18 protein-coding genes are annotated in these 21,344 nt (G+C 72.7%); 11 read left to right on the forward strand and 7 right to left on the reverse strand.

Annotated features, from left to right (window positions below):
• The 3 genes from ACFWWR_RS13655 to ACFWWR_RS13665 form a co-directional block, all read right to left on the reverse strand.
• Positions 1-549, reverse strand: a complete 549-nt coding sequence (locus ACFWWR_RS13655; RefSeq protein ID WP_383876417.1) for an SRPBCC family protein — start codon at positions 547-549, stop codon at positions 1-3.
• Positions 550-612: 63 nt separating this feature from the next.
• Entirely contained in the window at positions 613-1,797 is a 1,185-nt protein-coding gene (locus tag ACFWWR_RS13660; RefSeq protein WP_384303352.1) for a 3-hydroxybenzoate 6-monooxygenase, read from the reverse strand.
• A gap of 7 nt (positions 1,798-1,804) precedes the next feature.
• Positions 1,805-2,791, reverse strand: coding sequence for an NADPH:quinone reductase (locus ACFWWR_RS13665; protein WP_383876412.1), 987 nt, complete (start codon positions 2,789-2,791; stop codon positions 1,805-1,807).
• A gap of 216 nt (positions 2,792-3,007) precedes the next feature.
• On the opposite strand from ACFWWR_RS13665, the gene ACFWWR_RS13670 reads away from it, so the two are divergent.
• The 4 genes from ACFWWR_RS13670 (at position 3,008) to ACFWWR_RS13685 (ending at position 8,447) form a co-directional block, all read left to right on the forward strand.
• Entirely contained in the window at positions 3,008-4,987 is a 1,980-nt protein-coding gene (locus ACFWWR_RS13670; protein ID WP_383876409.1) for an FAD/NAD(P)-binding protein, read from the forward strand.
• The gene (locus ACFWWR_RS13675; protein WP_383876407.1) at positions 4,984-6,450 is read left to right on the forward strand and encodes a lyase family protein; all 1,467 of its coding nucleotides are present in this window, start codon (positions 4,984-4,986) and stop codon (positions 6,448-6,450) included. Before ACFWWR_RS13670 ends, ACFWWR_RS13675 begins: the two co-directional genes overlap by 4 nt.
• Positions 6,451-6,606: 156 nt before the next feature.
• Complete coding sequence (locus ACFWWR_RS13680; protein WP_383876405.1) at positions 6,607-7,278, forward strand: hemerythrin domain-containing protein; 672 nt, start codon at positions 6,607-6,609, stop codon at positions 7,276-7,278.
• A 44-nt stretch (positions 7,279-7,322) separates the two neighbouring features.
• Complete coding sequence (locus ACFWWR_RS13685) at positions 7,323-8,447, forward strand: FAD-dependent monooxygenase (protein ID WP_383876403.1); 1,125 nt, start codon at positions 7,323-7,325, stop codon at positions 8,445-8,447.
• Positions 8,448-8,477: 30 nt separating this feature from the next.
• Here ACFWWR_RS13685 and ACFWWR_RS13690 read toward each other — a convergent pair whose 3' ends face one another.
• The 4 genes from ACFWWR_RS13690 to ACFWWR_RS13705 all read right to left on the reverse strand — a co-directional run bounded on the left by ACFWWR_RS13690 (position 8,478) and on the right by ACFWWR_RS13705 (position 12,774).
• On the reverse strand, positions 8,478-10,106 hold the full coding sequence (locus ACFWWR_RS13690; protein WP_384303354.1) for a multicopper oxidase family protein: 1,629 nt from the start codon (positions 10,104-10,106) through the stop codon (positions 8,478-8,480).
• Complete coding sequence (locus tag ACFWWR_RS13695) at positions 10,103-10,576, reverse strand: hypothetical protein (protein WP_383876398.1); 474 nt, start codon at positions 10,574-10,576, stop codon at positions 10,103-10,105. The genes ACFWWR_RS13690 and ACFWWR_RS13695 overlap by 4 nt, the downstream gene beginning before the upstream one ends.
• Before the next feature lie 135 nt (positions 10,577-10,711).
• Entirely contained in the window at positions 10,712-11,143 is a 432-nt protein-coding gene (locus ACFWWR_RS13700) for a cobalamin B12-binding domain-containing protein (protein WP_384303356.1), read from the reverse strand.
• 56 nt (positions 11,144-11,199) lie between these two features.
• Positions 11,200-12,774, reverse strand: a complete 1,575-nt coding sequence (locus ACFWWR_RS13705; RefSeq protein WP_384303358.1) for a methylmalonyl-CoA mutase — start codon at positions 12,772-12,774, stop codon at positions 11,200-11,202.
• A 244-nt stretch (positions 12,775-13,018) separates the two neighbouring features.
• Between ACFWWR_RS13705 and ACFWWR_RS13710 the strand changes: the two genes are divergently transcribed.
• The 7 genes from ACFWWR_RS13710 to ACFWWR_RS13740 all read left to right on the forward strand — a co-directional run bounded on the left by ACFWWR_RS13710 (position 13,019) and on the right by ACFWWR_RS13740 (position 21,311).
• Positions 13,019-13,954, forward strand: coding sequence for a 3-oxoacyl-ACP synthase III family protein (locus tag ACFWWR_RS13710; RefSeq protein ID WP_384303360.1), 936 nt, complete (start codon positions 13,019-13,021; stop codon positions 13,952-13,954).
• A gap of 150 nt (positions 13,955-14,104) precedes the next feature.
• Complete coding sequence (locus ACFWWR_RS13715; protein WP_383876391.1) at positions 14,105-14,863, forward strand: SDR family NAD(P)-dependent oxidoreductase; 759 nt, start codon at positions 14,105-14,107, stop codon at positions 14,861-14,863.
• A gap of 40 nt (positions 14,864-14,903) precedes the next feature.
• A complete protein-coding gene (locus ACFWWR_RS13720; protein WP_383876390.1) occupies positions 14,904-15,929 on the forward strand; it encodes an LLM class F420-dependent oxidoreductase in 1,026 nt (341 codons plus the stop codon).
• Positions 15,930-15,997: 68 nt separating this feature from the next.
• Entirely contained in the window at positions 15,998-17,200 is a 1,203-nt protein-coding gene (locus ACFWWR_RS13725; RefSeq protein WP_383876388.1) for a sensor histidine kinase, read from the forward strand.
• A gap of 47 nt (positions 17,201-17,247) precedes the next feature.
• Positions 17,248-17,922 (forward strand): response regulator, encoded by a 675-nt coding sequence (locus ACFWWR_RS13730; RefSeq protein ID WP_383876386.1) that lies wholly within the window; start codon positions 17,248-17,250, stop codon positions 17,920-17,922.
• 266 nt (positions 17,923-18,188) lie between these two features.
• Entirely contained in the window at positions 18,189-19,013 is an 825-nt protein-coding gene (locus tag ACFWWR_RS13735; RefSeq protein WP_383876384.1) for a cytochrome d ubiquinol oxidase subunit II, read from the forward strand.
• Positions 19,014-19,130: 117 nt separating this feature from the next.
• Positions 19,131-21,311 carry an MMPL family transporter gene (locus tag ACFWWR_RS13740; RefSeq protein WP_384303362.1) on the forward strand — a complete coding sequence of 727 codons (2,181 nt, stop codon included), beginning with the start codon at positions 19,131-19,133 and terminating at the stop codon, positions 21,309-21,311.
• Positions 21,312-21,344 lie beyond the last annotated feature (33 nt).

The following is a 21,344-nucleotide window of genomic DNA, read 5'->3' on the forward strand; positions in this document are numbered from 1 at the left end:
TCAGTCCTTCTCGACGACGGCCTTGATGCGTGTGACCGTGCTGCGGATGTCGGCCGCCAGCTTCGCGTTCCACTCGGAGACGAAGCGCGTCCGCTCCTCCTCGCCCAGACCGGAGAAGATCTTCGCGAGCCCTTCCGTCAGCTCGCCGAGCCAGTAGCTGTGCACCAGGCGGCTGCCGCCGTCGAGGGTGGGCTCGATCTCGAAGGACCACACGCTTTCCTGCCGGCCCCGGGAGCTGTCGAGGACCGACCAGCGGAACACTCGGGCGGGCTCGGCCGCCACGACCTCGGACTCGGTGTGCCAGGGTCCGCGGATCACCGGCGCCCAGGCGACCACGTCGGTGCCCCGCACGTTGTCGCCCCGGAAGATCGCGCCGACCGTGCCGGGACGGCCCGACACCCAGGTGCCGCCTGTGCACTCCACGCTCCACTCGCCGCTGCGCTCCAGGGCGCTGACGGTGTCGTAGACCTTCTCGGGGGAGGCCGACGTCTCGATCTGGGCGCGGGCGGAGAACGTCGTCTTGCCGCTGGTTCCGAGCAGGATGGTCATGACGGATCACTGCCTTCGCTAGGAGTTGTCAGGGGGGCGGGCCGCGGATCCGGCCCTGGGGGATCAGACGCGCGTCAGGTCGCGGGCGCCGTGCAGCCAGGCGACCTTGTCGTGGAGCTCGTCCACGGTGAGCCCGGAGAGCTCCTTGTTGCGGATCTCGGCGGCCGCTCCCGACGGGTGGTAGACCAGTCGGCCCATGTCGCGTGCGACGGACTGCGCCTTGGCGGTGCGTCGGCTGCGGGCCGCGTTCCACACGGCCAGTCGGCCGGAGAGCGCGTGCGGGGGGCAGTCGGTGAGGTCGCCGAGGAGCACCGCGTCCTCCAGCGCCATGCAGGCGCCCTGGGCCGCGTACTGGAGCATCGGGTGGGCGGCGTCGCCGAGGAGGGCGACCCGGCCGTCCACCCACCGGTCCAGCGGCTCGCGGTCGCACAGCACCCACGACTTCCAGTTGTCGCCCAGGCGCAGCAGGCGCCCCGCGGTCGTCCCCAGGTCGGGGAACTCGTCGAGGACCTGGTCGGTCGAGGTGGGAAGGCCCGAGACGGGTACCGAGGCACCGTCGTCGCGGGTGGCGGCGAGGTTCAGATGGCGTCCGCCGCTGATCGGGTAGTGCACGAAGTGCCAGCGCGGTCCGGCCCACAGCGTCACGGTGTCCGAGCGGAGCTCCGCGGGCACCCGGTCCATCGGGATGACGGAGCGGTAGATGGTGTGGCCGGAAACTCTCGGCTCGCCGTCACCGACGAGCTGCGCCCGTACCGCCGAGCGGATGCCGTCGGCGCCGATCAGCGCGTCGGCGGTGACGCGCTCGCCGTCGTCGAGGACCGCGGTGGCGCTGTCCTCGTCCTGTTCGTAGCCGCGGACGGCGCTCCTGGTCCGCAGCCGGACCGTGGCCGCGCGCTCCCGGCAGGCGTCCAGCAACGGCTGGTACAGGTCGGTGCGGTGGACCACGGCGTACGGGTTGCCGAACCGGTGGCGGTAGGCGGAGGTGAGGGGGAGCGTCGCGATGGGCTCGTCGGTCGTCCCGTCCATCAGGCGCAGCGCGTCGATGAACACCGCACGCTCCCGCACCCGTTCGCCGACGCCGAGCCGGTCGAGGGCGTGGAAGGCGTTGGGCGCCAGCTGGATGCCGGCTCCCAGCTCGGTCAACTCGGCGGCCCGTTCGAGCACGGTCACCGTGTGCCCGCGGTCGCTCAGAGCGAGCGCCGCGGCCAGACCGCCGATGCCGCCACCGGCGACGAGTATGTGTGCCATCGCGTCCTCACCTGTCGAGATCGGGCCTGACGATCAGCCGCTTGCCGTGCAGTTCGCCCTTCTCCATGCGCCGGTGCGCGTCCGCGAGCTCGCTGAGCGGGATCCGCTCGGTGTGCCGCGGGCGCAGCGCCCCGGTGCTCAGCAGGCGGTTGATCGCCGCCGCCGCGTCGGCGAGTTCGTCGGTGCGGGCGTGCGAGATGACGAACCCGAGGATCGAGGCGTCCTTCATGTAGAACGGCCCCACCGGCAGCACCGGCCGCGAGCCGACACCGGCGAGCAGCACGATCCGGCCGCGCGGTGCGAGCGACTCCACCGCGGCGGTCAGGTCGTTGGTGCCGTAGGTGTCGATCCGGACGTCGACGCCGGCCGGGTGGGCGGCACGCAGCCGTGCCTCCAGGTCGGGGTCGTCGTAGGCGAGCACCGTCTCGGCGCCGAGGGAGCGGACGTACTCCCGGTCCCGGGCGGCGGCGGAGGCGACGACCCTGGCGCCGGCGTCCACCGCCATCACCACCGTCGCGCTGCCGACGTTGCCGGCGGCCCCCGCGACGAACACCGTCTCCCCGGGCCGGAGTCGGGCGTGGGTGAAGAGGGCGAGGTGGGCGGTGCCGCCGGGGTGCAGGACCGCGACGGCGGTCTCCGGGTCGACTCCGTCCGGCAGCCGGTAGAGCCGGTCGGCGGGGACGACCGCCAGGTCGGCGGCCGGGCCCTGCCGGCCGGCGTGGCCCAGACTGTTGCACCACACCTGGTCCCCCGGCTCGAAGCCGGCCGCGCCCGGCCCCGCCTCGACCGCGGTGCCGACCAGGTCACGGCCGAGCACCTGCGGGAACGAGACCGGGGTCCGGAAGATCCCCGAACGCACGAACGTGTCCACGGGGTTGACCGTGGTCGCCGTGACAGCGACGAGAACGTCGGTCGGGCCGGGGCGCGGAGGGGGCAGCTCGCCGTAACGGATCTCGTCCGGCGAACCTAGCTGCTCGATGTAGGCGGCTTGCATGGCCCACACCCTGCACCGGGACAACCGCCCGTGGCTGGGGGCCGGCTGCGCGTATGTCAGGTTCCCGCCCTGACCGCCCGGAACTTGACGGACCCGGACGCATCGCGTTGACCCGACTCGGTCCTCAGCTGCCACGATCCGGCCCATCCTGCCCAGAGCCGTGAACGGGCGTCGCCTCGCCCGGACCCGGCAGTCATCGCACGTGGAGGGCTCCGCATGAGCAGCAAGCGCAGGGAGATCTGCATCGTCGGTATCGGACCGCGCGGACTGTCGGTCCTGGAGCGCCTGTGCGCGAACGAACGGCAGGCGCCGTCCCACCAGGAGATCGTGGTACACGTCGTCGATCCGTTCGCGCCCGGCGCCGGACAGGTCTGGCGCGCCGACCAGTCACGCCACCTGCTGATGAACACCGTCGCCTCGCAGGTGACGGTGTTCACCGACGACAGCGCCGGCATCGACGGCCCGATCGAGCCCGGCCCGAGCCTGTACGAGTGGGCGCGGCGGCTCGCCGACGGCGCACCGGGGCAGCACGACGAGCACACGCTGGCCGAGGCGGCGCGGCTGGGCCCGGACACGTACCCGACCCGCGCCCTGTACGGCAGCTACCTCGCGGACTGCTTCCGCCGGGTCACGGCGGGCGCCCCGGCGCACCTGGAGGTGCGCATCCACCGCTCGCGCGCCGTGGCCATGGCGGACACGCACGGGATCACGGGCGGGCCGCAGGGTGTCCGGCTGGAGGACGGCACCCGGCTCAACCACCTGGAAGCCATCGTGCTGTCGCTCGGCCACGTGCCGGCGCGGCTGACCCCGCAGCAGGAGCGCACCGCGGCCCTGGCCCGTATCCACCACCTCACGTACATCACCCCCACCAACCCCGCCGACGTGGACCTCGACGTCGTCGTGCCGGGCGAGAGCGTTCTGCTGCGCGGCCTGGGTCTCAACTTCTTCGACTACGTCGCCCTGTTCACGGCCGGTCGGGGCGGGACGTTCGAGCGCACCGGCGAAGGGCTGGTCTACCGGCCGTCGGGGCGTGAGCCCAAGCTGTACGCCAGCTCCCGCCGGGGCGTCCCCTTCCACGCGCGTGGCGAGAACCAGAAGGGCGCGCACGGGCGGTACCTGCCGAAGCTGCTGACCCCCGCCCTCATCGAGCGCCTGCGGGCGCGGGCGGTGGACGGCGAGCGGGTGCACTTCTCCACGGACCTGTGGCCGCTGATCAGCCGCGAGGTGGAGAGCGTCTACTACGCCGCCCTGCTGCGCTCCCGCGGGGTGGAGGCGTCCGCCGTCGAGCGGTTCACCGCCGGGTACCTGAAGGTCCGCTTCGGTCACGACCCCGCCCGGCTGCTGACCGCGTACGGCATCGACCCCGAGGACGAGTGGGACTGGGAGGAGGTCTCCCAGCCCCTGCGCGGGAAGGAGTTCGCCGACCGCGAGGCCTTCCGCGCCTGGCTGGTCGACCGGCTCCACGAGGACGTCCGCCAGGCCCTGGCCGGCAACGTCGACGGGCCGCGCAAGGCCGCCCTCGACGTGCTGCGCGATCTGCGCAACGAGATCCGGCTCGCGGTCGACCACGGTGGGCTGGAGGGCAACTCGCACCGCGACGACCTGGAGGGCTGGTACACCCCGCTCAACGCCTTCCTGTCGATCGGCCCGCCGGCCTCCCGCATCGAGGAGCTCGCCGCGCTGATCGAGGCGGGGGTCGTGGAGATCACCGGACCCGGCACCGAGATCCGCTTCGACGCCGCGGCCGAGTGCTTCACGGCGCAGTCCGCGCGCGTCCCCGGCCCCGTGGTCCGCGCCCGGGTCCTGATCGAGGCCCGGCTGCCCGAGCCCGACCTGCGCCGCACCGACGATCCGCTGCTGCGCCACCTGCTGGCGACCGAGCAGGCGGGCCCTTACCGGATCCCCGGGGAGTGCGGGACGGTGTACGAGACCGGCGGGCTCGCCATCACCGAGCGGCCCTACCGGCTCCTGGACGCCCGGGGCCGGGCGCACCCGCGCCGGTTCGCGTTCGGAGTGCCGACCGAGTCGGTCCACTGGGTCACCGCCGCCGGTGTCCGGCCCGGCGTCGATTCCGTCACGCTCGGGGACACCGACGCCATCGCGCGGGCGGTCCTGGCGCTGCCCCCGGTCACCGAGGTGCCGGCCGAGGTCCGGCCGGAGTCGGCGCCGACCGACCTCACGGGGGTGATCGTGTGACGGCTCCACCGGCTCCGGAGGCCGACCACGGCCTGCTGTCCCCGGTCCGGGCCGGCACCCCGGTCGAGGCCGCCACCGGCGACACGGCCTGGCTCCAGGCCATGCTCGACGCCGAGGCGGCGCTCGCCCGCGCGCAGGCCCGCCTCGGTGTCCTGCCCCCCGCGGCGGCGGTGGCGATCACCGAGGCCGCCCGGGCGGAGCGGCTGGACCTGCGGGCCATCGCCCTGGCGGCCCGGGAGACGGCCAACCCGGTGGTCGCCCTGGTGTCGGCGCTGACCGAGGTGGTCGCCGCGCACGACCCGTCGGCCGCCCAGTACGTGCACCGCGGTTCGACGAGCCAGGACGTCCTCGACACCGGCGCCATGCTGGTCTCGCTGCGCGCGCTGCGGACGGTGCACGACGACCTGCTGCGCACCGCGGAGGAGTTGGCGCGCCTGGCCCGCGCGTATCGCGACACGCCGATGGCGGGCCGGACGCTGGCCCTGCACGCCGTGCCGACCACTTTCGGGCTCAAGGCCGCCGGCTGGCACCGCCTGGTCATGGACGCCGCGGACCGGGTCGGCCGGGTGCTGCTCCACGGCCTGCCCGTCTCCCTCGGCGGCGCCGCCGGCACCCTGTCCGGCTATCTGGAGTACGCGCGGGCGGACGGCTGGTTCGACGGGGCCGGCGGCGCCCGTACCCCGGGCGACTTCGCCGACGCCCTCACCCGGGCGTTCGCCGCCGAGACCCGACTGGCCGTCCCGGAGCTTCCGTGGCACAGCCTGCGGACCCCGCTCGCCGACCTGGCCGCCTGTCTGGCGTTCACCGCGGGCGCCCTCGGCAAGATCGCCGCGGACGTCCAGGTGCTGGCCCGCACCGAGATCGGCGAGGTGGCCGAGGGCGGCGGGGAGGGCAGGGGGGTGTCGTCGGCCATGCCGCACAAGCGCAACCCGGTCCTCGCCACCCTGATCCGCAGCGCGGCGCTGCAGGTACCGGTGCTCGCGGCCGGTCTGACGCAGTGCCTGGTGGCGGAGGACGAGCGGTCGGCGGGCGGCTGGCACGCCGAGTGGCAGCAGTTGCGCGAGTGCCTGCGGCTGACCGGCGGTGCCGCGCACACGGCGGCGGAACTGACCGCGGGACTCGTCGTCGGTCCGGAGCGGATGGACCGCAACCTGCGGATCGCCGGCGACGGCATGGTCTCCGAGCGGCTGGCGGCCGTGCTGGCCCCTCTCCTCGGCAGGCCGGAGGCGAAGCGGTTGGTCTCCACGTCCCTGAACCGCTGCGCCGCCTCCGGCGAGCCCCTGTCCGCGGTGCTGGCGGCAGCCCCGGAACTGGCGGGTGCGTTCGGCGACGACGAGCTGCGGCAGCTGTGCGAACCGGCGGCCTACACCGGCGCGGCCCCGTGGCTGGCCGACCGGGCAGGCGGCGCCTACCAGCACCAAGTCCCGGAGACCGCAACCGCCACCCGCATTCCTCTTTGCTAATAAGATACTTGACTGTTAAGTGACCTCTGGTTATCGTCACGGAGAGCATGCGAAAGACCGCGCTCCGTCCGAGCCGCGAGTCCCACCTCACGAACGCCCCGCACCGCACGTCACCTCCGCATGCGATCTTCCGCATGCCGCCTCCGAGGAGTACCCATGGCACCTGACGGCAGCGACCGCGACACCGCCATGCGCAGGCGCGCCCCCATACCCGGCGAGATCGACTTCTCGCTGATGTACTTCGCCCACGACGCCTTCGCCCGTGACCTGCGTCGCCTCGTCACCGCGGCGGCCGACGGGCGCGCCCAGGAACCCTCGGTCCGCCAGGGTTGGGAGACCTTCAAGAGGCAGCTGCACGTCCACCACGTCGCGGAGGACGAGGCCATCTGGCCGCACCTGCGCGAGAGGGTCACGGACCCGGACGACATCACCGTGCTCGACATGATGGAGGCCGAACACGGCCGTATCGACCCGCTCCTGGCCCGGATCGACGAGTGCCTGGACACCCGCTCGCCCGACCTCGCCCAGGTCGCCGGCGAGGCCGCCGACGCCCTCGTCACCCACATGGAGCACGAGGAGGACCTGGCCCTCCCCCTGGCCCAGACCCACCTGGGGGCCAAGGGATGGAAGCATTACGTCAAGTACCTGCAGCGGACACAGGGGTTGAGCGGAGCGGCGGAGTTCCTGCCCTGGGCACTGGACGGTGTCTCACCGGCGACGCGCAAGGAAGTTCTCGGTAAACTCCCGCCTCCCGCCCGTCTGCTGTGCCGACTGGTCTTCGAGCCCCGCTACGCGCGGACACCGCGCTGGACCGGCCTGCCTGCCTGACGCCGCGAGGTCAGGTCTCCGTCCGCTGACAGCCTGGAAGTGATGTGGCGCAGCAACTGAACACGCCGGTGCCCATGGCCGACGTCCTCGTACAGGACGCCGGAATCGTCGGGCTCGCCGCAGCCCTCGGCATCGCCCGGCACCGGCACCGGGTCATGGTCCTCGCCACCGGGGACTCCGCGCCCGACCCCGGGGCCGGCATCCGGCTGTCGGAACACGCCCTGCGCGCGCTCGACGGCCTCGGCGTCGGCGACGCGGTCCGGGCGCGCTGCGTGTCCATCGGCGAACTACGCCTGATGGAGGGCACCACCGGCGAGCAGCTCGCATCCGTCCCGGCCGCGGGGGACGGGTCCGACGCCTGCCCCACCACCGTCGTCGCCCGCCGCGACCTGCACGGGATCCTGTACGAGGCGTGCGCCGGCAACCCGGACGTCCGGGTGAGGCAGGGGGCCCCGGTGGACCGCTACGAACAGGACGGGGAACGGGTCACCGTCGTCCTCCGGAGCGGTGAACGTCTCGTCGCCGACGCCCTGGTCGGGGCGGGCGGTGCCTGCTCGACCGTCCACCACCAGCTCACGGGCACCCGCCACCACCCCTCCACGACCGCCTACCACCACGCCGTGCTGCCCGGCGGCCGGCTCCCCGACACCCTGCACCCGGACGCCCTCACCGTCTGGGCGCGCCCGCGATGGCAGGTCGTGCAGTGCCCCACCGGCCTTGAAGGCGGAGTCGACCTGTGCGTCCAGTGCACGGCCGGCGCCGGAGGGACCGTGGAGAACCGTCCGGTCACCGTCGACCAGGTCCTCGGCGACTGCGCCGAGGCGGGGGAACAGGTTCGCGCGCTGCTCGCGGGGGGCGACGGCTGGCACACCTGGGCCCCCTGCGACCCGCCGCCCGCGACCCGCTGGACCGACCACCGCGTGGCCCTCGCCGGCGACACCGACGGCCCCGCCCTCCCCTTCGCACTCGGCGGCTGGCACCAAACCCTGCTCGACGCGGTCCTGCTGGGCGGACTGATGGACTGCGATCCGCGTGACTTCCCGAGCGCCTTCCGCGCCTACACGGCACGCCGGAGCGCCCAGGCGCAGCGCGACCGGGCCCGCATGCTCTACGCGGTGTACGCGGGGGGCCGCCACGACAGACCCTCCGGCCCGTGCACGACCTGCTGACCCCCGGCGCACACCGCGGCTCCGACGGGATCAGACCACGTCGAAGTTGGCCATCATCGCCATGTCCTCGTGCTCCAGGTTGTGGCAGTGCATCATGTAGCGGCCCTTGTAGCCGTGGAACCGCACCAGGACCTCCACCACCTCGTAGGGGCGGACGTCCACCGTGTCCTTCCAGCCGGCGTCGGTCGCCGCGGGCTCCTTCCCGCTGCGCGACACGACCCGGAACTGCGCCAGGTGCAGATGGACGGGATGGTGGAAGTCGCTGGTGAACCGCCACACTTCCACGGTGCCCAGCTTCGGCCGCGCCCACGTCTCGTCGACACGGAACGGACGGCCGTTGACCGTCCACATGTGGCCGCCGTCCTCCTTGGTCGACCGGAAGTCGAACTGCCGCTCCCCCACCGCCTCCCGGCGCTCCACCCACCGCTGCCGCACCAGCCGGGCCGGCACCGACGCCCCGTCCTTCGCACCCGTGCGCCGGACCCGGAAGGCCATCACGTCGCGCATGCCGCCGTCCTCCAGGGTGTTGACCAGACGCACCGTCGTCCCGTCCTCGAACCCGGAGAAGTCGACGACCACGTCGAACCGCTCGGCGGGTGCCAGGGTGAGCGTCGTGTGCGTCACCGGCCGTTCCAGAAGTCCGCAGTCACTGCCCACCTGGACGAACGGGGCACCCTTCGACCCGTCCGCCTCCAGCCGCAGCCGGTAGCGGCGGGCGTTGGCGGCGTTGAGCAGCCGCAGCCGGTAGTGCGCGGCCTCCACCTCCAGGATCGGCCACGGGGCGCCGTTGACCAGCTGCACGTCGCCGAGCACACCGGCGTCGTACGCGGCCCTCACGCCGGGCTCTCCGGTCAGCGTGGGGTCCAGCGACGGATAGCGGAACGCGCCGTCCTCCTCGAAGGACCGGTCGCACAGCATCAGCGGCATGTCCCTCTCCCCCTTGGGCAGCGGGAGCGCCTCCTCGGCGTCGTCGGTCACCAGGAAGAAGCCGGCCAGGCCGCGCCACACCTGCGGGGCGCTGAAGTCCATCCGATGGTCGTGGTACCAGAGCGTCGCCGCCGGCTGGTCCAGCGGGTACTCGTACTCCCGCCGCTCCCGGCTGAACGTCCAGCCTTCGGGAGCCTTTCCGTCGCCGTGCGCGGCGTGGTCCCCGTGCCCGTGGTGCGCCATCGAGGCGGTCCAGTCCCGGCGGCCCGCCGCGCCCGCGGGCAGCAGCAGGTCCGTCGGGTAGCCGTCGGACTCGGGCGGGGTGACACCCCCGTGCAGGTGTGTGGAGGTGGGGACGGGCAGCTTGTTGGCGACCCGCAACAGCGTGCGGCGGCCGCTGCGGCCCACGAACGTGGTCCCGGGGAAGGTGCCGTCGTAGCCCCAGACCTCCGTCTTCGTGCCGGGGAGGATCTCGATCCGGGCGGCCCGCTGCTCCACCTCGAAGACGTCCGTGCCACCCGTGCCGCGTACCGGCGAGGCGACGCGTGGGACGGGCAGCGGGACGGTGAACGGCTCGGGCAGAGCCGCCCGGGTGGCGAGCACCTCGCCGGTGGTCTCCCCGGTCAGCCGGCCGCATCCGGCGGTCGTGCCCACGGCGGCCGCCACCGTCGCCGCGCCCGCGGCCCCGAGCAGGCGCCGACGGGACAGGGAACCCGTGACGCGCCCGCTCACCGCTGCCCCCCGGCCGCGCGAGCGGTGGTGCGCAGCGAGAAGGCCCAGATGGTGAGCGCGGTGTGCGCGGCGACGATCGCGGTGCCCAGCAGGATGTGCCAGGCGATGACCCGCTCGTCCCCGAGCACCTGCTGCGTCGCGCCCATCAGCAGGGCCGCGGTCGTGGCCGCCATGGGCCACTTCGGCGCGCGCCCCTTCCTCCAGAGCACGATCGACAGGACCACCTGCGTGAGCGTGAACAGGTGGACCAGCCCGGCGTTCATGCCGTGCAGGTCGAGCATGCCGACGTCGCCGGTCACGAAGAGGCCCGCCAGCGCGGCCTGGAGCAGCGAGCAGAACAGCGCCAGCGAGGCCGCTGCGCGTATCGATCCGACCAGAAGCCGGCCCGGACCGGGCCCGGCGCCGGGCGCGGGGCCGGGCGCGGGCGGCGCGGGCGGCGTCGTGGGGTCCGCCGTGTTCGAGGGCTTCACCTGGCCTGATCACTCCTTGGCTCCGCTGCTTGCCGGCACGTCCGACAGGTCGGCGCCGGCACTGACGCTGCCAGTAGACGGGGAGTGGCGGCGGCCGGACAAGGCGTCACGGATTGTCTGTCAAGTCGCCTGTCCTCAAAGGATCGTGGCGCCCCGCCCGGCCAGTCTCCGGTCGAGCCACTCGGTGATGTCCCGCATCGGCGTGCCCGGGGTGAACACCGCGGCCACCCCCGCCTCGTGCAGCTGCGGAATGTCCCCCTCGGGGATGATCCCGCCGCCGAACACCGTGATGTCGGAGGCACCCTGCTCCTCCAGCAGCCGCAGCACGGACGGGAAGACGGTCAGGTGGGCGCCGGACAGCACGGACAGCCCGATGGCGTCGGCGTCCTCCTGGACCGCGGTGGCGACGATCTGCGCCGGGGTCTGGTGCAGGCCGGTGTACACGACCTCCATACCCGCGTCACGCAGACCTCGCGCGACCACCTTGGCCCCGCGGTCGTGCCCGTCGAGACCGGGTTTGGCCACGACGATCCGCCAGCGCGGGGCATCGGGTTCGGGAACGCTCATGGGACGGGGACCTCCATCGGGGTCGGGGCATCCCCGGTCGGGGCGCCCGAGGTGGTTCAGAAGCGGTCGACGGGCACATAGGTGCCCCACTCCTCGCGCAGCGCGTCGCAGACCTCGCCCACCGTCGCGCGCGCGGCCAGGGCCTCCTTGAGCGGCCGCATCAGCTCCCCGTCCGAGCCCGCCGCCGCCCGCACCGCCGCCAGGGCCCGCCCGACCACCGCACCGTCTCGGTCCGCGCGCAGCTTCTCCAGCCGCCTGACCTGGTCGACCTCGACGGAGGGGTCGACCCGCAGCGGCTCGTAGGGTTCGTCGTCGTCGATCCGGTGGCGGTTGACCCCGATGACCACGCGCCGGCCGTCGTCGGTCTCGCGCTGCGTCTGGTAGGCGGCGCGTTCGATCTCCGCCTTCTGGTACCCGTTCTCGATCGCGGCGACGGCCCCGCCCTGCTCCTCGACCTTGGCCATCAGCTCCAGGATTTTCGCCTCGATCTCGTCCGTCATCGACTCCATGAGGTACGAGCCGCCGAACGGGTCCGCGGCCGCGGTGACGTCCGTCTCGTAGGCCAGGACCTGCTGGGTCCGCAGCGCGAGGCGGGCCGCCTTCTGCGTGGGCAGCGCGATCGCCTCGTCGAAGCTGTTGGTGTGCAGCGACTGCGTGCCGCCCAGCACCGCGGCCATGGCCTGGACCGACACCCGGACCAGGTTCACCTCCGGCTGCTGCGCCGTCAGTTGCACCCCGGCGGTCTGGGTGTGGAACCGCAGCATCTGCGACTTCGGGTTTCGGGCGCCGAAGCGCTCCCGCATCAGCCGCGCCCAGATCCTCCTGGCCGCACGGAACTTGGCGATCTCTTCCAGGAACGCGGTGCGCGCGACGAAGAAGAAGGACAGGCGGGGGGCGAAGTCGTCCACCTCCATGCCCGCCTCGACGGCCGTCTGCACGTAGGCCACACCGTTGGCCAGGGTGAAGGCGATCTCCTGCGCCGGGGTCGCCCCCGCCTCGGCCATGTGGTAGCCGGAGATCGAGATCGTGTTCCACTTCGGGACCTCGTCCCGGCAGTAGCGGAACAGGTCGGAGACCAGGCGCAGGGACTGCTTCGGGGGGAAGATGTACGTGCCGCGGGCGATGTACTCCTTCAGCACGTCGTTCTGGACCGTGCCCGTGAGCCGGCCCGGGGCCACGCCCTGCTCCTCGGCCACCAGTTGGTAGAGCAGGAGCAGCAGCCCGGCCGGTGCGTTGATGGTCATCGAGGTCGAGACCTCGCCCAGCGGGATGCCGTCGAACAGCACCCGCATGTCGTCGAGGGAGTCGACGGCCACGCCCACCTTGCCCACCTCGCCGGCGGCGAGCACGTGGTCGGAGTCCAAACCCATCTGTGTGGGCAGGTCGAACGCCACCGACAGGCCGGCGGTGCCGTCGGCGATCAGCTGCTTGTAGCGGGCGTTGGACTCGGCCGCGGTGCCGAACCCGGCGTACTGGCGCATGGTCCAGGGCCGGCCGGTGTACATCGTCGGGTAGACGCCGCGGGTGAAGGGGAAGCCGCCGGGATCGCCGAGGGACTCCACGGGCTCGGTGGGGCCGTAGACGGGTCGGACGGGGAATCCGGACTCCGCGTTCCGCGGCTGCGATGCCATCAGTGACACTCCTTCACGGTCGGCAGGTCGCTGCCAGTAGAACGGCCCGTCAGACGGCCGTACACGACCGAACACGTTCTCTGTCAGGTCCGCGTGTTCTCGCCCGGTAACTTGACGGACCCTTCTCCCTCCCGTTGACCGGATACGGCCTCCGGCTGCCAGTCTCACTCCGCGCCAGGACTTTTCTTCGAGGCACGAGAAAGAAAGGCGGTGGAACGTGACAGCCGACGGCAGTAATTCCGCTGTGGGAATTGTCGGCCTGGGGGCATATCTGCCCGGGGATCCGGTGTCCAATGAATCGGTCGCGCAGAGCACCGGAGCCGACGTCGAATGGATCCGGGACCGGATCGGGATCGTGGCACGCCACCACGCGGCACCTGACGAGACCACCACGGACCTCGCCACCCGCGCGGGCCGTGCCGCGGTCGAGAGCGCCCCGGTCGACCCCGACCTGGTGGTCCTCGCCACCGTGACCGCCGACCGCACCGTGCCCGCCACCGCCTGCTTCGTGCAGGACCGGCTGGGCGTCTCCGGGGCCCCGGCGCTCGACGTCAACGCGGCGTGCTCCGGCTTCGTCTACGCGATGGCCACCGCGGCGGGCATGGTGCATGCGGGGGTCGCCCGCGCGCCCCTGGTCGTCGGCGCCGACGTGTTCACCCGCTGCGTCGATCCCTCCGACCGGCGGACCGCCCCGCTCTTCGGCGACGGCGCCGGCGCCGTACAGCTCGGCCCCGTCCCGGAGGGGTACGGAATCCTCGCCACCGAACTGTGGGCGGACGGTTCCCGGGCGGAGGTCGCCACCATTCCCGAGGCCGGTGGTCATTTCCGCATGGACGGCCGCGGAGTGACCGCAGTCGTACTCGAGATGGGCCCCAAAGTACTGAATTCCGCGCTCGCAAAGGCAGGTGTCCGGCTCGACCAGATAAACCGCCTGATCGTGCATCAGGCGAATCCTCGACTCGTGCGCAAACTCGGTGACTTCGTCGGATTGGAAAAGGACGTCGTGCCGGACTACGGACGGCTCACGGGAAACATCGCCTCGGCCTCGGTACCCGTCACCCTGTCGTTCGCGCACCGGGAGCGGCCCTTCCGGGACGGGGACCTGCTGGCCCTCGTCGCCGTCGGCGCGGGGATGACGGCCGGGGCGATGGTCCTGCGCTGGTACGACCCCGCGAACTGAGAAACCGCGGCCGTCTTCCCGGGCCGCGCCCGAGAACCGACCCCAGTGCGACCCCCAGTGAACGACGGCGGCCCCCCGCGGCCAACCCCTCCGCGCCGCGGGCCGCCGTCTCCCGCGCCCGACGCCCACACGGCGGACAAGGAGAACCCAGTGCAGCTCAGCGGCAGTGCGGCGATGGTGACCGGAGGCACGGCGGGCCTGGGGCTCGCCGCCGCCCGACGGCTCGTCAAGGCGGGCGCCCAGGTGGTCCTGCTCGGCCGGTCCAAGGACGCCGGCCGGGCGGCGGTCGCCGAACTCGGCCCGCAGGCACGGTTCGTGGCGGGCAGCGTCACCAACGAGCAGGACATCGTCCGCGCCCTGGACGCCGCCGACGAGGCCGGCCCCCTGCGCACAGTCCTCACCTGCGCCGGCGGAGCCCACAGCAAGCGGATCGCCGGACGCCGGCCCATGGAACTGGCCGAGTTCACCTCGGTGGTCGACACCAACCTCGTCGGCACGTTCAACGTGATCCGGCTGGCCGTCCCCCGCATCATCGCCCAGCCCCTGATCGAGGAGGACCGCGGCGTCATCGTCACCACGTCCTCCATCGCCGCCTGGGACGGGCAGGCGGGCCAGAGCGCGTACGCCGCCTCCAAGGCCGCCGTCGTGGGGATGACCCTGCCGCTCGCCCGCGAACTCGCCCCGCACGCCATCCGCGTCACCAACATCGCGCCCGGTCTGTTCGACACCGCCCTGCTCCAGACCGTGCCCGAGCCGGTCCGGGACCTGCTGCGCAAGCAGATAGCGCACCCCAAGCGGATGGGCTCCGCCGACGAGTTCGCGGCTCTCGTGGAGCACATCATCGCCAACCCGATGCTCAACGGCGAGACCGTCCGACTCGACGCGGGACTGCGCATGCCGGTCCTGTGACGGCTCCGCTCCACCGCCCACGCCAGCCCCAGGGAGACCCATGGAACTCGCCACCACACTCAAGTACGCGGCACACCCGCGCGAGGCCGCCGACGCCGTCGTACGTCTGGAGGCCGCCGGCCTCGACGCCGTCTGGGTCGCCGAGGCATACGGCTTCGACTCGCCGACCACCATGGGCTACCTCGCCGCGCGCACCGAGCGGATACGGATCGGCTCCTACATCCTCAACGTCTACTCCCGCACCCCCGCGCTCATCGCCCAGACCGGCGCCGGCCTCGACGCCGTCAGCGACGGCCGGGCCGTCATCGGCCTCGGCGCCTCCGGCCCGCAGGTCGTCGAGGGCTGGCACGGCCGCCGCTACGACCGGCCGCTCGGCCGCACCCGCGAGACGGTGCAACTGTGCCGCCGCATCTGGCGCCGCGAGGTCGTCGAGCACCACGGCATCACGCACATGCCGCTGCCCGCCGAGGAGGGCGGCACCCTCGGCAAGCCCCTCAAGTTCCTGGGCCGCCCCGAGCGCCCGGAGATCCCCATCTACGTCGCCGCCCTCGGACCCGCCAACGTGCGGATGACCGCGGAGATCGCCGACGGCTGGCTGCCCCACCTCTTCGTGCCCGAGAAGGCCAAGGCGGTGTGGGGCGGAAGTCTCGACGAGGGCCTCGCGAAGCGGGCACCCGAACGCGGCCCGCTCGGCATCGTCGCCGGAGCCCTCCTCGCCGTGGGCGACGACGCGGCGGCCGTCCGGGACCAGGCGCGGCCGATGATCGCCCTCTACGTCGGCGGCATGGGCGCCAAGGGCAAGAACTTCTACAACGACGTCGCCCGCGCGTACGGGTACGAGGAGGCCGCCGAGAAGATCCAGGATCTGTACCTGGCCGGCCGCAAGGAGGAGGCCGCGGCGGCCGTCCCCGACGAGTTCGCCGAACTCGTCTCCCTCTGCGGACCGGAGGGGTACGTGCGCGAGCGCATCGAGGCCTTCCGCGAGGCGGGCGTCACCCAGCTGAACGTCACCCTCGTCGACCCCGACCCGGTACGGCTGGTGGAAAAGGTCAAGGGCTGGCTGTGAACCCGGGCTCCCGACCGCGGCCGTCGCGATCGGCGGACGGGGTCGGGAGCCCTCAGTACCCTGGGGACATGCTGTCCTCACTGGCTCGGTCCTACCGGCTCGACCGGGTGATGCTGCTGAGCGGTCTGGCGCTCGTCGTGGACTGCGCGCTGCGCAGCGACGACGCCATCGCCACCCATCCGAGCACCGTCCTGGGCTGGTTCCTCGCTCTGGTCGGCTGGCTCGTGCTCGGTTTCCGCTACACCGCGTCCGTCACCGTGGGCGCCGTCAGCCTCGTGGCCGCCGTGGCCTACTACCAGATCACCGACGTCGACGGCCCGTCACCCATGATCGTCTTCATGGTGGCGCTCTACACGGTCGCTCGCGTCGGCAGGCTCACCGCCGTGGTCACGCTCGCCGTGGTGGTCATGCTCGTCGTCACCTACGGCGAGTTCATCGCCGTGGGCGACGAGCGCAAGGTCGACAACATGGCGATCGCCCTGCTCAGCGGATGGTTCCTCAGCGTGATCGCCTTCGGGCACGCGATGCGCGTCCGGCAGGCCTACCAGGCCGAGGCGGAGGCCCGCGCCCTCGCGGCGGAGCGCGAACGGGACGTCCGCGCACGCCAGTCGGCGACCGAGGAGCGGCTGCGCATCGCCCGCGAACTGCACGACGTCCTCGGGCACAACATCTCGCTCATCAACGTGCAGGCGGCCGCCGCCCTGCACCGCAGCGCCAAACGCCCCGGGCAGACGGCCGAACTGATCGCCGGGCTCGAATTCGTCCGCGACACCAGCAAGGACGCGCTGCGCGAACTGCGGGCGACCCTCGGCGTGCTGCGCCAGGTCGACGAGGTTGCCCCGGTCGCGCCGGCCGCCGGGCTGGAGCGGCTGGGCGAACTGACCGACCGCGCCTGCGCGACCGGGCTGAAGCTGACCGTCGAGACGACCGGGGAGCCCTCGGTGCTGCCGCCGCAGATCTCGCTCGCCGCCTACCGCATCGTCCAGGAGTCCCTGACCAACATCACCCGCCACGCGGAGGCCGCGCACGCCCGGATCGGCGTCCACTACGGCCCCGGGGAACTGCGGGTGCACATCGAGGACGACGGCCGCGGCGCGGGCGAGGGAGGCCACGGCAGCGGAATCACCGGCATGGCCGAGCGCGCGCGTGCCCTGGGCGGCGAGCTGACCGCCCGGGACACCGGTGACGGTTTCCGGGTGGCCGCCCGGCTGCCGCTGAGCGCCGCCCCGGAGCCGCTCGCCCCCGCCGTGCAGCACGCCCCCCTGTCGTAAGGGCAGTTGGCGGACCCGTGGTGGTCCCGTCGCCTAGGCTTGCGTGCATGACCTCGCGTATCAGAGTGCTGCTCGCGGACGACCAGAAGCTCCTGCGGGTCGGCTTCCGGTCGATCCTCGACGACGAGGACGACATCGAGGTGGTGGGAGAGGCCGCCAACGGCACCGAGGCGGTCCGGCTCGCGCGGGAACTGCGCCCGGACATCGTCCTGATGGACATCCGGATGCCGGAGGAGGACGGGCTGTCCGCGACCCGGCGCATCGTGGACGACGAGCGCCTGGCCGAGGTGCGCGTCCTGATCCTGACCACCTTCGACGTCGACGACTACGTGTACGGCGCGCTGCGGGCCGGCGCCTCGGGCTTCCTGGTGAAGGACACCGAGCCCATGGAGCTCCTGCACGGGATCCGCGTGTGCGCCCGCGGTGACGCCCTGATCGCCCCGGCGGTCACCCGGCGGCTGATCGCCGAGTTCGCCGGACGCGTCAAGCAGCCCGACCCCAGCCCCCGGCTGAACGCGCTCACGGAGCGCGAACGGGAGGTGATGGGCCTGGTCGGCGCCGGCCTCACCAACGACGAGATCGCCCAGCGCCTGGTGCTCAGCCCTTCGACGGCGAAGACCCACGTCAGCCGCATCATGACCAAACTCGATGTCCGCGACCGCACCCAACTGGTCATCCTCGCCTACGAGTCCGGCATGATCACCCCCGGCTGGCTCAGCTGACCCACGCCCGGGTCCGCGCGCTACCACGGGTGTACGCCCGCTCCCCTCACCCGCAACTCCTGGGGTAGTGCGGTGACCACGGGCGGCTGATGCGCCGCCCCACACCTGCGCCCGACGGTAGGGGCGTGGAGATGAACACCCTAGAACTCGCCCGTCGGCCTACATCCCCCGCGGCCGGCGGGCGACCCCTCCGAGCCCCCGTCCGCGCGGCGGTGCGCCGGCGCACCGCGCCCCGCCCCGCCTGCGCGGGCTGAGGCGAGGCGGCCATGGACGTGCTCGCCACCGTGCTGCTCGCGGTCCCGCTGTGCGTGTACTTCGTGCTCGGCGGCGCCGACCTGGGCGTCGGCATGCTCGTGCCCTACCTGGGCCGGCGGGACGAGACCGAACGGCAGCGAGTGAGCGCGGCCCTGTGGCCGCTGGCCGTCGCCCACGAGGCCTGGCTGGTGGTGGCGGCCGCGATGCTCGGCACCTGCTTCCCGGACCTGGCCACGGACCTCTTCACCGGACGGCTTCTGCTCCTCCTCGTGCCACTGCTCCTCGGGGCGGTGGTGCGCGACGCCGCCCTGTGGCGACGGTCCGCCGGCGGCGGTCCGTCGTGCGACGTGCTGCTGGTGGCCGGAAGCTGGGCTGCCGCGGGCTGCTGGGGATGGCTGCTCGGATCGCTGCTGACGGACACGCCGGACCGGCCCGCCCCGCTGGGCGTGGGCCTGCTGACGGCGGCGGCGGTCAGCGTCCTGTTCTGCGCGCACGGGCTCGGGTTCGCCGTGCTGCGGCTGACCGGCGTGCCGCTCCTTCGGGCACGTTCGCTGACCGGCGGTCACCCGGCACCGGGCCGCGGCGGGCACTCCTTCGTGCTCACCGCGGTCGTGATGGCGGCCCTGCCGGTCGCGGCCGGCGGTGGCCTCCCGGTGCTGGACTCGGCCGCCGCCGGACCTCTCGCCCGTGCCGCGCCGCTGGTCCTGCTGGCGGCGGTGGTCCCGCTGGTCCTGGCTGAGGCACGCGGCTGGCGCGCCGCACACGGCGCCGCGTCGGCAGAGCCCGGCGCGCGCCGGGCGGCAGACGCGTCCCCTCCGCGGACGGGGCCGCCATGACCTTTTCCGGCGCTTGCGACGGCCTCCCCGGCCCCTCTCCACGACCTTGTACGGGTCCCTCGTGGCCCGTGCCCTCGGATTCCCCTGTAGTACACGACCGACCCTTGGACGGATGACATGACTCTCACCGAAAACGTCTCTCAGCAGTCACCCCAGTCACGAGGACGCCCAGGCCTCTTCGCGCGGGTGGCCGGCTTCTCCCACCGGAAGCGGTGGCTGGCGCTCTTCCTCTGGCTCGTCGTGATGATCGGGGTCTGGGCCTCGGCCATCACCGCGGGCGACGACTACCGCGAGGACTTCTCGTTACCGGGCACGCAGTCCCAGGCCGCGGCGGACCTGCTGGCGGACAGCGGGGCGGCCCGCGCCGGCGACACGATGGAGATCGTGCTGCGCGACGAGGACGGTCTGAGCGCTCCCGCCGTGCGCGAGCGCGTCGAGGCCATGCTGGCCGAGGTACGCGAGCAGCCCCACGTCGCCGGGGTGCGCAGTCTCTACGAGGACTCCACGGCGGTCGCCCCCAGCGGCACGATCGGCTACGCCACGGTGATGCTCGACGTGGCGGCGAAGGACATGAAGAAGGAGGACGCCAAGCGCATCTACGACGTCACCCAGCAGGCGGTCGGCGAAGGTCTGGAGGTCCAGCTGGGCGGTGAGCCGGCCCGGCTGCTCGGCCAGGGCGCGGGCGGCGCCGCCGAGGGCGCCGGTCTGCTGGCGGCCCTGGTCATCCTGGTCTTCATGTTCGGCACCGTGATCGCCGCCGGACTGCCCATCATCACGGCCGTGTTCGCGGTGGGTTCCACGCTCGGCATCATCATCCTCGCCTCGCACCTGTTCACCATCGCCGACTACACGCCGTACGTGATGATGCTCGTCGGTCTCGGCGTCGGCATCGACTACGCGCTGCTGATCTTCGCCCGCTACCGTGCGGAACTGGTCAAGGGCGCCACTCCGGAGCGTGCCACGATCGACGCGCTCGACGCCGCGGGCCGCAGCGTGTTCTTCGCCGGCTGCACGGTCATCCTCGCGCTGCTGGGACTGGTCGCGCTGGGCCTGGGGTCGCTCAAGGGCATGGCCCTGTCGGTGGCCCTGACGGTGCTGATCACCATGCTCGCGTCGCTGACGCTGCTCCCCGCGCTGCTGGGTGTCTTCGGGGCCCGCTTCGCGCGCCAGTTCACCGCCCGCGCCGCCAAGCGCGAGGCGAAGGGCAAGGCGCCCGAGGGCACGATGTGGCGCAAGCTCGCCGCCGCGGTCCAGCGCCGTCCGCTCGCCGCCATGCTGGCGGCCGTGGTCATCCTGGGCGCGCTGAGCCTGCCCGCGTTCTCGATGCGGCTCGGCTTCGCCGACGCCGGCAGCGACAAGCCGGACAGCACCAGCCGCCAGGCGTACGACCTGCTCTCGGAGGGGTTCGGCCCGGGGTTCAACGGCCCGCTGATCGTCGTCGTCGACGACACCGAGGGCGGGAACGCCGCCGACGCGGCGGAGGCGGCGGGCCGTGTACTGGCCGACACCCCCGGCGTGAAGGCCGTCTCCCCGGCGGTCCCGACCGAGGACGCGGGCGTCGTCACGATGATCACGTTCCCGGATTCCTCACCGCAGGACGAGAAGACCTCCGACCTGGTCAGCGCGCTGCGCGACGACGTCCTGCCCGGGGTGTCCGAGGAGACCGGCGCAACCTACCTGGTGGGCGGGTCCACCGCGGCGGCCGAGGACTACTCGGCGAAGGTCTCCGACCGGATGCCGCTGTTCATGGCCATCGTGGTGGGCCTGTCGGTGATCTTGCTGATGGCCGTCTTCCGCTCGGTCCTCATCCCGCTCAAGGCGGCACTGCTCAACCTGCTGAGCATCGGCGCGGCTCTCGGCGCGATCACCCTGGTGTTCCAGGAGGGCTGGTTCGGGGTCGAGCCGGGGCCGATCGAGGCGTACCTGCCGGTGATGATCTTCGCGGTGGTCTTCGGCCTGTCGATGGACTACGAGATCTTCCTGGTGTCCCGGATCCACGAGGAGTGGGTGCGCACCAAGGACGACGCACTCGCCGTACGTGAGGGGCTCGGCCACACCGGCTCGGTCATCAGCGCCGCCGGCGCGATCATGGTCGTGGTCTTCGGCGCCTTCATGCTCAGCTCGGAGCGGCTGCTCCAGCAGACCGGGTTCGGCATGGCCGTCGCCATCTTCGTCGACGCGGTCATCATCCGCTGCCTGATCGTGCCCGCCGCGATGCAGCTGATGGGCCGTTGGGCCTGGTGGATGCCCGCCCCGCTGGCGAAGCTCCTTCCGAAGGTGGAGCTGGAGAAGCACTGACCTCGTACGACGGCCCGCCGGCCGGGTGTCACC

It is taken from the genome of Streptomyces sp. NPDC058678 (assembly GCF_042714835.1).
Taxonomy (GTDB): Bacteria; Actinomycetota; Actinomycetes; order Streptomycetales; family Streptomycetaceae; genus Streptomyces.

Bases quoted from the DNA above. Each gene is read 5' to 3' on its own strand.
- ACFWWR_RS13655 (WP_383876417.1), bottom strand. From the start codon at position 549: ATGACCATCCTGCTCGGAACCAGCGGCAAGACGACGTTCTCCGCCCGC.
- ACFWWR_RS13660 (WP_384303352.1), bottom strand. From the start codon at position 1,797: ATGGCACACATACTCGTCGCCGGTGGCGGCATCGGCGGTCTGGCCGCG.
- ACFWWR_RS13665 (WP_383876412.1), bottom strand. From the start codon at position 2,791: ATGCAAGCCGCCTACATCGAGCAGCTAGGTTCGCCGGACGAGATCCGT.
- ACFWWR_RS13670 (WP_383876409.1), top strand. From the start codon at position 3,008: ATGAGCAGCAAGCGCAGGGAGATCTGCATCGTCGGTATCGGACCGCGC.
- ACFWWR_RS13680 (WP_383876405.1), top strand. From the start codon at position 6,607: ATGGCACCTGACGGCAGCGACCGCGACACCGCCATGCGCAGGCGCGCC.
- ACFWWR_RS13700 (WP_384303356.1), bottom strand. From the start codon at position 11,143: ATGAGCGTTCCCGAACCCGATGCCCCGCGCTGGCGGATCGTCGTGGCC.
- ACFWWR_RS13705 (WP_384303358.1), bottom strand. From the start codon at position 12,774: ATGGCATCGCAGCCGCGGAACGCGGAGTCCGGATTCCCCGTCCGACCC.
- ACFWWR_RS13720 (WP_383876390.1), top strand. From the start codon at position 14,904: ATGGAACTCGCCACCACACTCAAGTACGCGGCACACCCGCGCGAGGCC.
- ACFWWR_RS13725 (WP_383876388.1), top strand. From the start codon at position 15,998: ATGCTGTCCTCACTGGCTCGGTCCTACCGGCTCGACCGGGTGATGCTG.
- ACFWWR_RS13730 (WP_383876386.1), top strand. From the start codon at position 17,248: ATGACCTCGCGTATCAGAGTGCTGCTCGCGGACGACCAGAAGCTCCTG.
- ACFWWR_RS13735 (WP_383876384.1), top strand. From the start codon at position 18,189: ATGGACGTGCTCGCCACCGTGCTGCTCGCGGTCCCGCTGTGCGTGTAC.
- ACFWWR_RS13740 (WP_384303362.1), top strand. From the start codon at position 19,131: ATGACTCTCACCGAAAACGTCTCTCAGCAGTCACCCCAGTCACGAGGA.